The organism is Kocuria himachalensis (assembly GCF_054784195.1).
This window is the reverse complement of sequence record NZ_BAAGPL010000013.1, coordinates 57,967-72,218: the sequence shown is the minus strand read 5'-3', so window position 1 is coordinate 72,218 and position 14,252 is coordinate 57,967. Positions and strand designations below refer to the sequence as shown.

Here is a 14,252-nt window from a genome sequence, read left to right as displayed (position 1 = left end):
ATCCTTCGTGCCGAACTCCCGGGCGACGTTGGAGGTCACCGCCTGGGTCTTGGAGATCTTCTTGGACTCCAGCCGGGTGCGCTCGAGCATGTTCATGAAGTCCATGTTCCCGCCCACGTTGAGCTGATAGGTGCGGTCCAGCACGTACCCGCGGTCCTCGAACAGCTTCGCCAGGACGCGGTGGGTGATGGTCGCCCCGATCTGGGACTTGATGTCGTCGCCCACGATCGGCACCCCGGCCTCGATGAACTTCTGCGCCCACCCCGGGTCGGAGGCGATGAACACCGGCAGCGCGTTGACGAAGGCCACCCCCGCCTCGATCGCGGCCTGGGCGTAGAAGCGGTCGGCCTCCTCCGAGCCCACCGGCAGATACGACACCAGCACGTCGACCTCCGCGTCCTTGAGCGCCTGGACCACGTCCACCGGCTCGGCCGCGGACTCCTCGACCACCTCCCGGTAGTAGGACCCGAGGCCGTCCAGGGTCGGCCCGCGTTGGACGGTGACCCCGGTGTGCGGCACGGAGGCGAAGACCAGGGTGTTGTTCTGCGAGGCGCCGATCGCCTCGCACAGGTCGAGCCCGACCTTGGCGGCGTCGACGTCGAAGGCGGCCACGAACTCGAGGTCGCCCACGTGGTAGTCGCCGAAGACCACGTGCATCAGCCCCGGCACGGTGGCGGCCGGATCGGCTCCGGCGTAGAAGTGCACGCCTTGGATCAGGGAGGAAGCGCAGTTGCCGACACCGGCGACGGCCACGCGAATGGGATGGTGGGACACGGGACTCCTTCGTGGGGAGGCCGACCGCGACCGGCCGGGTGCCGGCGCCGCGTGCCTCCCGGGGTTGGGGGACGGGGATGTGATGGTGTGCGGGCCGGGCGAAGAGTCGAGCCGGACCGGCGGCGACCTGTCAGTGACCGCGGGTGATCCATTCCTGCAGGTGGGGGATCTCGGCGCCGATCGTGGTGGACTCCCCGTGCCCGGTGAGCACCTCGGTGCCCTCCGGCAGGGTCAGCAGCCGGGTGCGGATGGACTCGATGATGCTGTCGAAGTCCGACCAGGACCGCCCGGTGGCGCCGGGTCCGCCCTGGAACAGGGTGTCCCCGGAGAACAGCACCCCGCTCTCCCCGAGGTCGGGGGCGAAGAAGCACACCGAGCCGGGGGAGTGCCCAGGGGTGTGGAGGGCCACCAGCTGCGCTCCGGCCACCGTGAAGCGGTCGCCGTCGGCGATCTCGGCGTCGAAGCGGGTGGTCGGGTGGGCCTGCTGCCACAGCATCGTGTCGGCCGGGTGCAGGTGCACGGGGGCCCGGAGGGCCTCGCCCACCTCGAGGGCGGCGCCGATGTGGTCGTCGTGGCCGTGGGTCAGGAGGATCGCGCGGGTGTCGCGGATCCCCACGGCCGCCGACACTGCCGCGGCGTCGTGGGCGGGGTCCACGACGACGCACTGCTCGTCGTCACCGACGATCCAGACGTTGTTCTCGACCTCCCAGGCGCTCCCGTCGAGGGAGAACGTGCCCGAGGTCACCAGCCGCTCCACTCGCACTCTTCCGGAGGTACCGGCTCCGCCGCTCGATGCGCCGATGTGCGGCGCGGGCTCGGGGCGTCCTCCGCCCGGCACCGGCGTCAGCCCGGAGACGCAGCCCTCGCTCATCGAGACGCCCCGCGGGGACCGGAAGCCGGCGGGGGAGTCGTGCCGGTGCGCCGTGCCCGGCTCCCGCCCCTGGACGGCGCACGGTGAACTCGGTGCATCTGGTCTTCCTCTCCGTGTGGGGCAGGGCCGCCGTTCCGGAGGCCGGGCCTGGACCCCGCCCGCACCTGCAGTCAGGTGCTTCTCGTCTGGTGCAACAAGCGTCGCAATGCGCAACAACTGGCGTGGGAAAAGTCTCCGGGGGATCGACTCCCCTGTCAAGGGACAAGGGACAAGGGACAAGGGACAAGGGACCAGGGGGCGGGGGCGGGGGCGGGGGCGGGGACGCGGGGGAGCGCCCGTCCCTGGCGGCGCCCCCTCCGCCGGCCTCCCCCGACGGCGCAGGTGGTCGACCGTCACCGGTGGCCGCCGGCCTCTTCGTGGCCGGTCCCGTCGAGCTCCATGCGCTCGAGGATCGTGGCGGAGATCTCCTCGACGGACATGGAGGCGGAGTTGACGTGGGGGATGCCGTTCAGCGCGTACATCTCCTCGGCGTTGCGCAGCTCCCAGGAGCACTGGGCGAGCGAGGAGTAGACGGTCGACGGCCGCCGCTCCTGACGGACCTGGCTGAGCCTGAGGGGCTGCGAAGTGAGTCCGAAGCACTTCCTGAGGTGGGGTGCCACGGGCGTCGGCAGGGCCCGCCGCTCGAAGTCCTCGTCCACCAGCGGGAAGTTGGCGACACGGATGCCGTGCTGCAGGGCCAGGTACATGCTGGCGGGCGTCTTGCCGCAGCGTGACGGGGCGATGAGGATCAGGTCCGCCCGCTCCAGGGCCCGGATGGACTGCCCGTCGTCGTGCTCCATGGCGTACTCCACCGCCGCCATCCGGGACTGGTACCGGATGGCGTCGCCCAGCCCGTGGGCCCGCCCCGGTTGCAGGTTCGCGGTGGCGTGCAGCGCGGCTTCGAGCTGGGGGAGGTGGGTGCCGAAGAGATCCACGAAGAAGCCCTGGCTGCCGGCGAGGACGCCGCGGATGTCCGGGTCGACGACGGTGGAGAACACCACCGGCATCCGTCCGGTGGCGGCCACGGCGTCGATGCGGGCCGCCACCTGCCGTGCCCGCTCCATGGTGATGATGAACGGCACGGTGTGGCGTTCGAAGTGCTGGTCGGGGAACTGGGTGATCAGGGTGGTGCCCAGCGTCTCGGCGGTGATCCCCGTGCTGTCCGACAGGAAGAACGCCACGGGGCAGGTGTCGGTCACCGCTGCCCTCGCCGTCGTCTCATGGTGTGCCCTCTTTCCGGGTGTGTGCTCGGGGTGGGGGCCAGGGTCCTGGCGCCGTGCGCCAGGACCCTGGCGTGCTCACACGCTGGGCTGAGGAGCGGTGCGGGCCAGGGACAGCCAGGTGTCGACGACGGCGTCGGGGTTGAGCGAGACGGAGTCGATGCCCTGTTCCAGCAGCCAGGCGGCGAGGTCGGGGTGGTCGCTGGGGCCCTGGCCGCAGATCCCGACGTACTTGCCGCGCTCCTTGCAGGCGGCGATGGCCATCGCGAGCAGCTTCTTCACGGCCGGGTCGCGCTCGTCGAAGGAGGCGGCCACCAGGGCGGAGTCACGGTCCAGGCCCAGGGTGAGCTGGGTGAGGTCGTTGGAGCCGATGGAGAACCCGTCGAAGTGCTCCAGGAACTGCTCGGCCAGCAGCGCGTTGGCGGGCAGCTCGCACATCATCACGATCTGCAGACCGTCCTCACCGCGTACCAGGCCGTTGGCGGCCAGCAGCTCGATCACGCCCTGGGCCTCGGCGACGGTGCGCACGAACGGGACCATGAGCTTGATGTTGGTCAGGCCCATGGTGGTGCGTGCGTGCTTGACCGCTTCGCACTCCATCTCGAAGGCCGCCCGGAAGCTCTCCGACAGGTACCGTGAGGCCCCTCGGAAGCCGAGCATGGGGTTCTCCTCGGCCGGCTCGAACTGCGGGCCGCCGAGCAGGTTGGCGTACTCGTTGGACTTGAAGTCCGACAGCCGGATGATCACCGGCTCCGGGGCGAAGGCCGCCGCGATCGTGGCGATGCCCTCGGCCAGGCGCTTGACGTAGTAGTCGCGCGGGCCGGCGTAGGCGGCGATGCGCTCCCGGACCTGCTCGGCGACGTCGGCCGGCAGGCTCGCCTCGTCGTGCTCCAGGGCCAGCAGGGCCAGGGGGTGGATGCCGATCTGGCGGTTGATGATGAACTCCAGCCTCGCCAGTCCCACCCCGTGGTGGGGCAGCTGGGCGAAGCTGAAGGCCTGCTCGGGGGTGCCGACGTTCATCATCACCTTCAGGGGTGCCTCCGGCATGGATCCCAGGGCGGTCTCCTCCACGGTGTAGTCCAGCAGGCCTTCGTAGACCAGGCCTGCCTCGCCCTCGGCGCAGGAGACCGTCACCGGGTCCCCGACGGACAGGGTCGTAGTGGCATCGCCGGTGCCGACGACCGCGGGGATGCCCAGTTCGCGGGCGATGATGGCCGCGTGGCAGGTGCGCCCGCCGCGGTCGGTGACGATCGCGGCGGCCTTCTTCATGATCGGCTCCCAGTCCGGATCCGTCATGTTCGCCACCAGGACGTCCCCGGCCTGGAAGGAGGCCATCTCCTCGTGGGAGCTGAGAATACGGACCTGCCCGGCGCCGATGCGCTGGCCGATGGCCCGACCTTCCACCCGCACTGGCCCGCTCCCCTGGAGCCGGTAGCGCGTGATGCCGCCGGCCGCCCGGCGGGAGACCACCGTCTCGGGGCGGGCCTGCAGGATGTAGAGCTGCCCGTCGGTCCCGTCCTTGCCCCACTCGATGTCCATCGGGCGGCCGTAGTGGTCCTCGATCGCCACGCCGTAGCGGGCCAGCTGCTCGACCTCGGCGTCGGTGAGGCTGAACCGGGCGCGCAGCTGCGCCGGGACCGGAACGAAGGCCACGGTCTGCCCGAGCTCGGCGGACTGCGTGTAGGTCATCTGCAGGGCCTTCTCCCCGAGCCCGCGCTTGAGCACCGCGGGCCGGTGCGCGGCCAGGGCCGGTTTGTAGACGTAGAACTCGTCCGGGTTCACCGCGCCCTGCACCACGGCCTCCCCGAGCCCGTAGGAGGAGGTGATGAACACCGCGTCGGTGAACCCGGACTCGGTGTCCATGGTGAACATCACCCCTGAGGCACCGACGTCGGAGCGCACCATCTTCTGCACCCCGGCCGAGAGCGCGACCTCGGCGTGGGCGAAGCCGTGGTGGACCCGGTAGGCGATCGCCCGGTCGTTGTACAGGGAGGCGAAGACGTCCTTGACCGCCGCCAGCACGCTCTCCACGCCCCGCACATTCAGGTACGTCTCCTGCTGCCCGGCGAAGGAGGCGTCCGGCAGATCCTCCGCGGTCGCACTCGAGCGCACCGCCCAGGACACCTCCACCCCCGCCGGCTGGGCGGCGGCCAGCTCCTCGTAGGCGGCGCGGATGCCGGCCTCCAGGGCGCCCGGCAACGGCGCCTGCCGGATCAGCGACCGGATCCGGGCACCGGCGGCGGACAGAGCGCCCACATCGGCGGTGTCCAGCCCCTCCAGGGCCTGGACGATCTGCTCATCCAGCCCGCCGGCGGCCAGGAACTCCCGGAAGGCCGTGGCCGTCGTGGCGAAACCACCGGGCACCTGCACCCCGGCCGCACCCAGGTTGCGGATCAGCTCCCCCAGGGAGGCGTTCTTGCCCCCGACCTCCTCGAGGTCGGACAGGTCGATCTCGGTGAACGGAAGAACGTAGGTCATCAGTCGTGCTCCTCGGGTGCGCTCGAGCGGAAATCGGTCGGATCGTGGTGGAGGGCCGGTGCCGGACCGCTCACGGGCCGGGGTCGATGGCTGCCGCCGTGCTCGGCAACCGGAGGGTCGCCACCGGGTCGGTCGCCGTCGCAGCGTGGTGTGCTGCACGGTGGCGGGCACTGCCCATGACGGAGGTCACAAGTCAGTCGCCAACAGATATATCACTCATATATCGGGTGGAGAAGAAATGACCCCGCATGACGGGAGGCGACGGCGTCGTCGATGCCGCCAAGGGGGCGGCCTTTCCTCGGCCGCGTTGCACTGAATGCAACTCCGATGCATGCCGGTAATCACCGTCGTCCACTTTTACGGTCAACTGGGGGGAAATGTTTCTTGCAGGGTCTTGACCGTGGTCCACATCACTTCCTACATTGAGGCAACGCCGTTGCAATGAATGCAACACGTGATGGCGGAGGAGGCGGTGCGGCCGAGCAGCTCGGCGGCGTACCGATCCCCGCCACCCGCACCGTCGCCGCCCACGCCACGGCCGCCACCGTCAGGTGCCCGTCGCGTCCCACCGTCTCGAACAGCCCCTCCGCGTTGCACTCCACGAAAGGACGACCATGACCACCTCGCCCACCGCCACCAACGTCTCCGAGCTCGAGCGCCTGAAGGTCCTGCACAACGGGCAGAAGGAGCAGCTGACCTTCTCCGACGCCGAGTTCGAGCGCCGCCTGACCGGCCTGCGCCGGATCATGGCCCAGAAGCAGCTCGACGCCGTCATCCTGACCAGCTACCACGGCATCAAGTACTACTCCGACTTCCTCTACACGACGTTCGGCCGCAACTACGCCCTGGTCGTCACCGCCGAGGACTCCGTCACGGTCACCGCCAACATCGACGCCGGCATGCCGTGGCGCACCAGCTACGGCGAGAACATCGTCTACACCGACTGGCGGCGCGACAACTTCTACTACGGACTCCAGGAGGCCCTGCGCCAGCGCGGGGTCCGCGCCCGCCGGATCGGCGTGGAGGACGACGCCCTGCCGCTGCTGACCCGCCAGCGCATCCAGGCCGCCTTCGAGGGCGTCGAGCTGCTCGACGTTTCCCAGGACGCCATGCGCCAGCGCATGATCAAGTCCGCCGAGGAGATCGAGGTCATCAAGCACGGTGCCCGCATCGGCGACCTCGGCGGGGAGGCCATCCGCGCGGCGATCCGCGAGGGCATCACCGAGTACGAGGTCGCCCTGGCCGGCACCGAGGCGATGGTCCACGAGATCGCCCGCACCTTCCCGCACCGTGAGGTCCGCGACACCTGGGTGTGGTTCCAGTCCGGGATCAACACCGACGGCGCCCACAACTGGGCCACCACCCGCAAGCTGCAGCGCGGGGACATCCTGTCCCTGAACTGCTTCCCGATGACGTCGGGCTACTACACCGCCCTGGAGCGCACCCTGTTCCTCGGCGAGCCCGACGCCCGCTCGCGCGAGCTGTGGGAGATCAACGTCCAGGTCCACGAGCGCGGCCTGGAGCTGATCAAGCCGGGCGCGGTGTGCAAGGACATCGCCGCGGAGCTCAACGAGATCTTCATCTCCCACGGTCTGCTGGCCAACCGCACATTCGGCTACGGCCACTCCTTCGGGGTGCTGTCCCACTACTACGGCCGCGAGGCCGGCCTGGAGCTGCGCGAGGACATCGACACCGTCCTGGAGCCGGGCATGGTCGTGTCCATGGAGCCCATGATCACCGTCCCCGAGGGCCAGCCCGGCGCCGGCGGCTACCGCGAGCACGACATCCTCGTCATCGGCGAGGACGGGGCCGAGAACATCACCAAGTTCCCCTACGGCCCCGAGCACAACATCATCTCCGCCTAGTGCCCACGGCAGACGGTGCCGCCCACGCGGCGCCGTCTGCCGTCGTCCCCCACACACGCCCTGCAGGGAAGGATCACGGTGGTCACCAACCGTTCTCTCGAAGACCTCGACGCCCACAGCTATCAGGACTACGTGGCCGGCGGCCGCGGTGTGGTGCTCGTTCCCACGGGCGCCACGGAGCAGCACGGCCCGCACATGCCGATGGGCGTGGACGCGATGCTCTCGCGAGCGATCTGCGCGGCCGTGGCCGAGGAGATCGACGCGCTCGTGGCGCCGGCTTTCTGCTACGGGTACAAGTCCCAGCCCCGATCGGGTGGCGGGAACCACCGGATCGGCACCATCAGCCTCTCGGCGCAGTCCCTGATCCTGCAGACCAAGGACGTCGTCCTCGGGCTCCTCCAGGACGGTGTCCGCCGGGTCGTGGTGGTCAACGGGCACTACGAGAACTACCAGTTCCTCTACGAGGGTCTGGACCTCGCCGTCCGGGAGGCCCGTGCGACGGGCCTGGAGGGCAGCCGGGCCATGCTGCTCTCCTACTGGGACTTCGTCGACGACGGGACCCTCGAGGCCGTCTTCCCGGACGGCTTCCTCGGCTGGGACATCGAGCACGGAGGAGTGCTCGAGACCTCGCTGATGCTCCACCTGCACCCCGAGAAGGTCGACATGTCACGGGCACCCGCCCATCCTCCCGCCGAGCCGGCCTCCTACGACGTCTTCCCGGAGGACCCGGCCCGGACACCGGACTCGGGCTGCCTCTCCGCCCCGGCCGGCGCCACCGCGCAGAAGGGCGAGCTCCTGCTCGGCACCGTCCGCACCGGGATCACCCGCGCGGTCACCGACGAGTTCGGGAAGTGAGATCGGCATGACGACGACACGGAGAGCTCCGGGCGAGGAGACCGGAACGGTCCAGGTCCCCCGGTTCCGGGGCCGGCACATCCCGCCGCTGGACCGGGCGATCATCACCGTCCTCCCGCCCGTGCTCATCATCGCCGTACTGGTGGTGGTGACGATGAACCCGACCGGGGCCGCCGAGGCCATCTCCGCGGCCCGCACCTTCGTCACCGGCAAGTTCACCTGGCTGTTCATCCTCTACTCGATCGTGGCGGTCGTCGTCTGCCTGTGGCTGGTCCTCAGCCGCATCGGCAGCATCCGCCTGGGCGGGCCCGCCGCGCGCCCCGAGCACGGCAAGTTCGCCTGGTACTCGATGCTCTTCGCCTGCGGACAGGGCATCGGCCTGATCTTCTGGTCGGTCGCCGAGCCCATCCTGCTGCGCGACGAGAACCCCGTCGTGCCCGCCGGTCCCGACGGGGCGGCCGAGGGCGCCATGGTGTGGTCCTACTTCCACTGGGGCTTCACCGCATGGGCCATGTACTGCGTGGTGGCCGTGTGCCTGGCCTACTCCCACCACAACCTCGGCAAGACCCTCACCTTCCGCGAGGCCACCGTGGACATCCTCCCGGCGTGGTCCCAGCGCGGCGCCGGTGTGGTCGTGGAACTGCTCGCGATCATGGCCACCGTCCTGGGGCTCGCCACCTCCTTCGGCTTCGCCGCCCTCCAGTTCACCTCCGGCCTCGCCTCCTTCACCGGGCTGGCCTCCGGCCCGGGGATCTGGCTGCTCGTCATCCTGGGCCTGGCGGGGCTCACCGCCGCGTCCGCCTTCTTCGGCATCAACAAGGGCATGAAACGGATCAGCGAGACGAACTCGGTCCTGAGCATCGTCCTGCTGGTGGCCGTCCTCGTCTTCGGGCCCACGATCTTCATCATCTCCAACATCACCCAGACCTTCGGGTCCTTCATCGCCAACTTCACGGCGATGAGCTTCTGGACCGACGCCGGCACCGCCGGCCAGGACATCTCCTCCTGGCAGGACAGCTGGAACGGCTGGTGGACCGTGTTCATCTGGTGCTGGGTCATCGCCTTCAGCCCGTTCGTCGCCGGATTCATCGCCCGCATCTCCCGCGGGCGCACCATCCGCGAGTTCGTCATCGGCGTCACCGTGGTCCCCTCGCTGATCGTCATGGTCTGGATCGGGATCATCGGCTCGGCCGCGCTGCACTACGACGACCGCAGCGATCGCGGCATCTCCGCCGCGGTCGCGGCGGACACCTCCAGCGGGCTGTTCGTCATGCTGGAGTCCGTGCCCGTCATCGGCTCGCTGCTGCTCGTGGTGGCCACCGTCCTCGTCGCCACCTACTACGTCACCTCCCTGGACTCCGGGGCCCACGCCCTGGCCGAGTTCGTCTCCGCGCCCCGCAAGGCCGGGCCCCTCTTCCGGGTGGTCCTGGTGGCAAGCATCGCGGCCGTGGCCGTCACGCTGCTGACGCTCGGCGGCACCGCGGTCGTCGACACGGTCCAGACCGGCACCATCATCGGCGCCTTCCCGTTCTCCTTCGTCATTCTGCTGATGATCGCGAACCTGGTCCGCCGGTTGACCGGGCGCACCGTGGACACCGTTCGCCTGGAGCGGGAGATCAACGATCCGCGTCCCCTGGCGTCCGAAAAGGCCGCCGTGGAAGAGGCCGCCGTGGAAGAAGCCGCCACGCGGGGCGCCGGCGGCACGGACCCGGCTCCTGGTGCGGCGGATGTCCCCGCCCGCTGAGGCGGTCCTCGTGGCCGGAGCCGCGCCACGGGAGGGGCGTGCCGGGTCCCGGTTCCCTCGCGCGGCACCCGGGATCCGAACAGGGGCCCGGCCGGGGGCGGCGGGTCGGCGACGGCCGCCCCGGGCGGCCCGACCCGGACCGCCGGAGGTGGCGGCCCGGCGACGCCACCCCCGGAACGGGCAATAGGCCCCTGTGCCCCGCACAGAGGGCAGAATAAGGAATCCGATGACCTCATCAACTGACAACTCCACGTCGGCGGCGGAAGCCCGCACGGCCTCCGTCGTCTCCCATGCCATCAGCGTCCTGCGGTGCTTCTCGGTGGACGAGCCGTTGCAGGGGGTCACCGAGATCGCCGGGCGGGTGGGGCTCCACAAGAGCACCGTCTCGCGCATCCTCGCCACCCTCGAGCAGGAGAACCTCGTGGAGCGAGACCCGCAGTCGCGGCGCTTCCGCCTCGGGCTGGGGCTCATCTCCGTGACGGGCCCCCTGCTGGCCGATCTCGACGAACGGCGCGCGGCGTACCCGCTGCTCCAGGAGCTGACCGACCAGACCGGGGAGACCAGCGCCCTGATGCTGTGGGGCGGCAACGGGACCGTCTGCGTGGAGCAGATCCCCAGCCCGCAGCAGATCAAGCACACCACCCCGCTGGGCACCCGGTTCACCACCGCCCTCAGCTCGTCGGTGCAGGTCTTCCTCGCAGCCCAGCCCCCCGAGCGCGTGCGTGCCCTGCTCCTGTCCGGGGCGATCGACCACTTCGCGGTGACCGAGACCGGGATCTCCGCCTATCTGCAGCTGCTCGGCGAGGTCCGTGCCGAGGGGGCGGCCGTCAACTACGGCCGGACCTCGGTGGACGAGGTGGGCGTGGCCACCCCGGTCTACGACCACCGTGACGAGCTGGTCGCGGCCGTCATGATCGCGGCTCCGCGCTACCGGGTCACCGAGGAGCAGGTCTCCCACCTCGTGACCGCCTGCCGGGCGGCGTCCACAGGGGTCTCCCGGCGGCTGGGTGCCGCGGTGCGGAGCTCCTGAGTCCGGTTCCGACCGCGATGCGGCTATTCCGCCGCCCGGTCCGCCGCCGCGAAGACGGGGTGGCGGGCCAGGCGGGCGGCCAGGGCCAGCCCGGCCATCCGGGGGGTCCCCCGGGGATCCCCCCCGATCAGCTCGAAGATCCGCGTCAGCCGGCTGTGCATCGACTGGCGCTCCAGGAAGAGCACGCGCGCGGTCTCCGCGGTGTTGCACCCGGACCGGAGCCACTGCTCCAGCGTCTCCAGCAGGTGGGTGCCGCGCCGCCGGTCGTACTCCAGCAGGTTCCCGATCAGCTCCTGGATCAACAGGTCGACCGTGTCGGTGCCGAGGTGCTCGACGGCGAGACGTTCCACCACGTAGTCCTCGCTGTCGGTCAGACCGCCGTCGTCCCCGGCGGCCCGGGCCAGGGACCGGCTCGCCCGGACGGCCTGCAGCGAGTGGGGCGCCAGCAGGTAGCCGGCCACGGACGGGCCGATGCCGCCGGTCAGGGTGGTGCCCGCCAGGAAGGCCCGGAGGGCGGCGACCAGGCGGCCCCGATCCGCCTGGGTGCGGGCGGGATCGAGGGGCACCAGGGCGTACAGCGCGTCGGCCTCCAGCGCCGAGCGGGTCCCCGGTGCCAGCTGGCGCAGGAGCCGGCCCAGGGACCCCGCGGCCGCGGCAAGACCTGGTCCCGAGAACATCACCATGACCACGGGCACCTGGGTGCCGAGCCCGGCCGAACGCCCCAGCTCCCGCAGCCGGTTGCCGTCGGTGCTGTGGACGATGGCGCTCAGCAGACGCGTCTCCGCGATCTGCTCGAGGGTCGGGCTGTGCCGGTGGGACAGCGCCAGCGCGATGATGTTGCTGATGCGCTCCCCGGCCACCGTGAGCAGCGCCGCGTCCGGATTGCCGGCCATGATCAGCCGGGCCACCACGACACCGCCGATGAGGATGTCCGTGGAGACGGGTGCCGTTCCCGGCGCTCCGCCGGCCTCCGTGCCGGGCGCCGAGACGCTGTCGATCACGTGCCCGTGGTGGTCGGTCAGCGTCACGCTCGCCGACAGGGCGGCGGCGACCTGGGTCAGGAGCGGCACGATGGCGGCCCCGGAGGCGGCCAGGTGCTCGGCCAGCCGCTGGGACAGGGCATCGGCGGTCTGCAGAGCCGACACCTGACGGGAGACGATGCGCCGGTTGATCTCCTCGGCCACGTCCACGAACGGGATCACCCGCTGCAGCTCGATCAGCGGCAGCCCGACGTCCTCCGCCTCCTCGAGGATGTCCGCCGACAGGCCGTGGGCGGAGGCGGCGGTCTCCACGGCCAGCGCGCTGACACCGCGCTCGGCGAGGTCCCGCACGTACCTGCGCTGCTGGCCGGGCTTGAGACCCAGCAGGGCCTGTCCTCCGGTCAGCAGGAGCTCCTCGCCGCGCAGCAGAGGGGCGATCTTGACGACCTCGCTCGAGTGGACCCAGCGCACCCGGGCCCCGGCCACCTGGGCAGTACCCGCCCGGACCCGGGGGCGCGCGCGTCGCAATAGGTCACTTTCGAGCACTTCGGCCAAGGGGATGAACATTCTGGCTCCTCACTGCCACCACCACGCCCGTGCCATTCCGGCCCCAGGAACACCAGGATGACACAGTGTCACTCCGCAGAAGGAGCTTGTCTTACACAGTGTCCCTCGGGTGTGACCTGTGTCATCCCTACGCTGGAGCTTGCTTCCCCTACTCATTGGAGGATTCGGTGAACAATTCCACGCCGAGCGGCTCCGAAGCTGCAACGCACGAGGTCGAGGACCTCCTGCAGCCGATCCCTGAATCGGCACGAACGACGAAACTGTCCGGACAGTTCTGGATCTGGGCCGGTGCCAACGTGGCTCCGATCAACTGGATCCTCGGCGCACTGGGCATCCACCTGGGCCTGGGCTTCGCCGACACCGTGACGGTCCTGATCATCGGCAACCTCATCGGCATGCTCGGCTTCGGCTGCTTCGTGGTCCTGGGACAGAAGACCGGCGCCACCGGGATGCTGCTGTCCCGCGGTGCCTTCGGGCGGCGCGGGGCCTATCTGCCGGCCGCCATCCAGGCCACCATCGCCATCGGCTGGTCCGCGGTGAACACCTGGATCATCCTCGACCTGGTCATGGCCCTGTTCGGCATGCTCGGCTGGGTGGACCCCGCCCAGCACAACTACGGGTGGCGCATCGGCACCGCCGCGGTCATCATGGCGATCCAGGTCTTCATCTGCTACCTGGGCTACCGCGCCATCGCCGCCTTCGAGCGGTGGACCATGCCCCCGACCGTGCTCGTGCTGATCGCCATGTCGATCGTGGCCTGGACGCAGCTGGACATCAACTGGGCCTACCAGGGGCCCCCGGGAGAGATCCTCACGGGCATGCCCCGCATCGCGGCGATGTCCACGGTCATGACGGCCATCGGCATCGGCTGGGGCATCGGCTGGTTCACCTACGCCCCGGACTACTCCCGCTTCGTCAGCAAGAAGATCCCGCCGGTCAAGCTCTACCTGGTCAGTGTCCTGGGGCAGTTCCTGCCCGTGGTGTGGCTCGGGATCCTCGGCGCCAGCCTGGCCACCAAGAACGGCTCGGCGGACCCGGGGCAGCTGATCGTGCAGAGCTACGGGGCCTTCGCGATCCCCGTCATCCTGCTCGTCATCCACGGCCCCATCGCCACGAACATCATCAACCTCTACACCTTCGGCGTCGCCTCCCAGGCATTGGACATCAAGGTGTCCCGGCGGAAGCTGACCGTCGCCGTGGGCTTCCTGTCCATGCTGGCCGTCATCGGCTTCATGTTCGCCCACGACTTCGCCGAGCTGCTGCACACCTGGCTGATCGCCATCGTGGCCTGGGTCGCCACCTGGGGCGGGATCATGGCCGTGCACTACTTCGTCTTCGAGCGGCACCACCGCGACTTCAGCTACCTCTTCCTGCCTCCCCGGGACACCCACCTGAGGTCCTTCAACCCGGTCGCCTACGTCGCGTTCTTCGCCGGGATCCTGATGACCTGGCTGTGCATGTACGGCTCCGTGCCCGCTCTCCAGGGGCCCATCGCCCGAGCCGCCGGCGGCGTGGACTTCTCCTGGCTGGCCGGAACGGTCACCTCCGCCACGATCTACTTCGTCTTCGGCTACCGCCGCTTCCGCTCCCGGCTGGAAGCGGGCATCCCGCTGGTCCTGCGGCAGGGCCTCGACGACCAGGAGGTCCTGGAGACGCACGGCAGCGCGGTCACCGGCCCGATCCTCGTGCCGATGACCCCGCACAACCCGGCTGAGGCCGCCGGGCGCACCGCTCCGGGCGCGATCCCCGTGCCCGACGGGCCCTCGTCGGCCCCGTCGCGGGGGGAGGACCACCACACCATGGTGTAGGTCCCGCCGGCACGACAGGAA

General features: G+C 70.2%; 10 protein-coding genes. 5 read left to right on the top strand and 5 right to left on the bottom strand.

What is annotated here, in order from left to right:
- The 4 genes from ACYVM4_RS08870 to ppsA form a co-directional block, all read right to left on the bottom strand.
- Nucleotides 1-774 (bottom strand): inositol-3-phosphate synthase (locus tag ACYVM4_RS08870; protein ID WP_460668289.1); only part of this gene is annotated, 774 nt, incomplete at its 3' end.
- 130 nt (nucleotides 775-904) lie between these two features.
- Nucleotides 905-1,519 (bottom strand): MBL fold metallo-hydrolase, encoded by a 615-nt coding sequence (locus ACYVM4_RS08865; protein WP_438612839.1) that lies wholly within the window; start codon nucleotides 1,517-1,519, stop codon nucleotides 905-907.
- A 518-nt stretch (nucleotides 1,520-2,037) separates the two neighbouring features.
- The gene (locus tag ACYVM4_RS08860; protein WP_460668288.1) at nucleotides 2,038-2,883 is read right to left on the bottom strand and encodes a pyruvate, water dikinase regulatory protein; all 846 of its coding nucleotides are present in this window, start codon (nucleotides 2,881-2,883) and stop codon (nucleotides 2,038-2,040) included.
- Between the two features lie 99 nt (nucleotides 2,884-2,982).
- Nucleotides 2,983-5,382, bottom strand: coding sequence for a phosphoenolpyruvate synthase (ppsA, locus tag ACYVM4_RS08855; protein ID WP_460668287.1), 2,400 nt, complete (start codon nucleotides 5,380-5,382; stop codon nucleotides 2,983-2,985).
- Between the two features lie 614 nt (nucleotides 5,383-5,996).
- Here ppsA and ACYVM4_RS08850 point away from each other — a divergent pair.
- From ACYVM4_RS08850 to ACYVM4_RS08835, 4 genes are all read left to right on the top strand, one after another.
- Nucleotides 5,997-7,247, top strand: a complete 1,251-nt coding sequence (locus ACYVM4_RS08850; protein ID WP_460668286.1) for a M24 family metallopeptidase — start codon at nucleotides 5,997-5,999, stop codon at nucleotides 7,245-7,247.
- Nucleotides 7,248-7,325: 78 nt separating this feature from the next.
- Nucleotides 7,326-8,102 carry a creatininase gene (locus ACYVM4_RS08845; protein WP_368822573.1) on the top strand — a complete coding sequence of 259 codons (777 nt, stop codon included), beginning with the start codon at nucleotides 7,326-7,328 and terminating at the stop codon, nucleotides 8,100-8,102.
- 7 nt (nucleotides 8,103-8,109) lie between these two features.
- Complete coding sequence (locus tag ACYVM4_RS08840) at nucleotides 8,110-9,846, top strand: BCCT family transporter (protein WP_460668285.1); 1,737 nt, start codon at nucleotides 8,110-8,112, stop codon at nucleotides 9,844-9,846.
- 226 nt (nucleotides 9,847-10,072) lie between these two features.
- Nucleotides 10,073-10,876 (top strand): IclR family transcriptional regulator, encoded by an 804-nt coding sequence (locus ACYVM4_RS08835; RefSeq protein WP_460668284.1) that lies wholly within the window; start codon nucleotides 10,073-10,075, stop codon nucleotides 10,874-10,876.
- A 23-nt stretch (nucleotides 10,877-10,899) separates the two neighbouring features.
- Here the strand turns inward: ACYVM4_RS08835 and ACYVM4_RS08830 are convergent, their stop codons facing one another.
- On the bottom strand, nucleotides 10,900-12,423 hold the full coding sequence (locus ACYVM4_RS08830) for a PucR family transcriptional regulator (RefSeq protein WP_460668283.1): 1,524 nt from the start codon (nucleotides 12,421-12,423) through the stop codon (nucleotides 10,900-10,902).
- A gap of 167 nt (nucleotides 12,424-12,590) precedes the next feature.
- Here ACYVM4_RS08830 and ACYVM4_RS08825 point away from each other — a divergent pair, with 167 nt between their 5' ends.
- The gene (locus ACYVM4_RS08825) at nucleotides 12,591-14,231 is read left to right on the top strand and encodes a purine-cytosine permease family protein (protein WP_368822577.1); all 1,641 of its coding nucleotides are present in this window, start codon (nucleotides 12,591-12,593) and stop codon (nucleotides 14,229-14,231) included.
- Nucleotides 14,232-14,252: the final 21 nt, after the last annotated feature.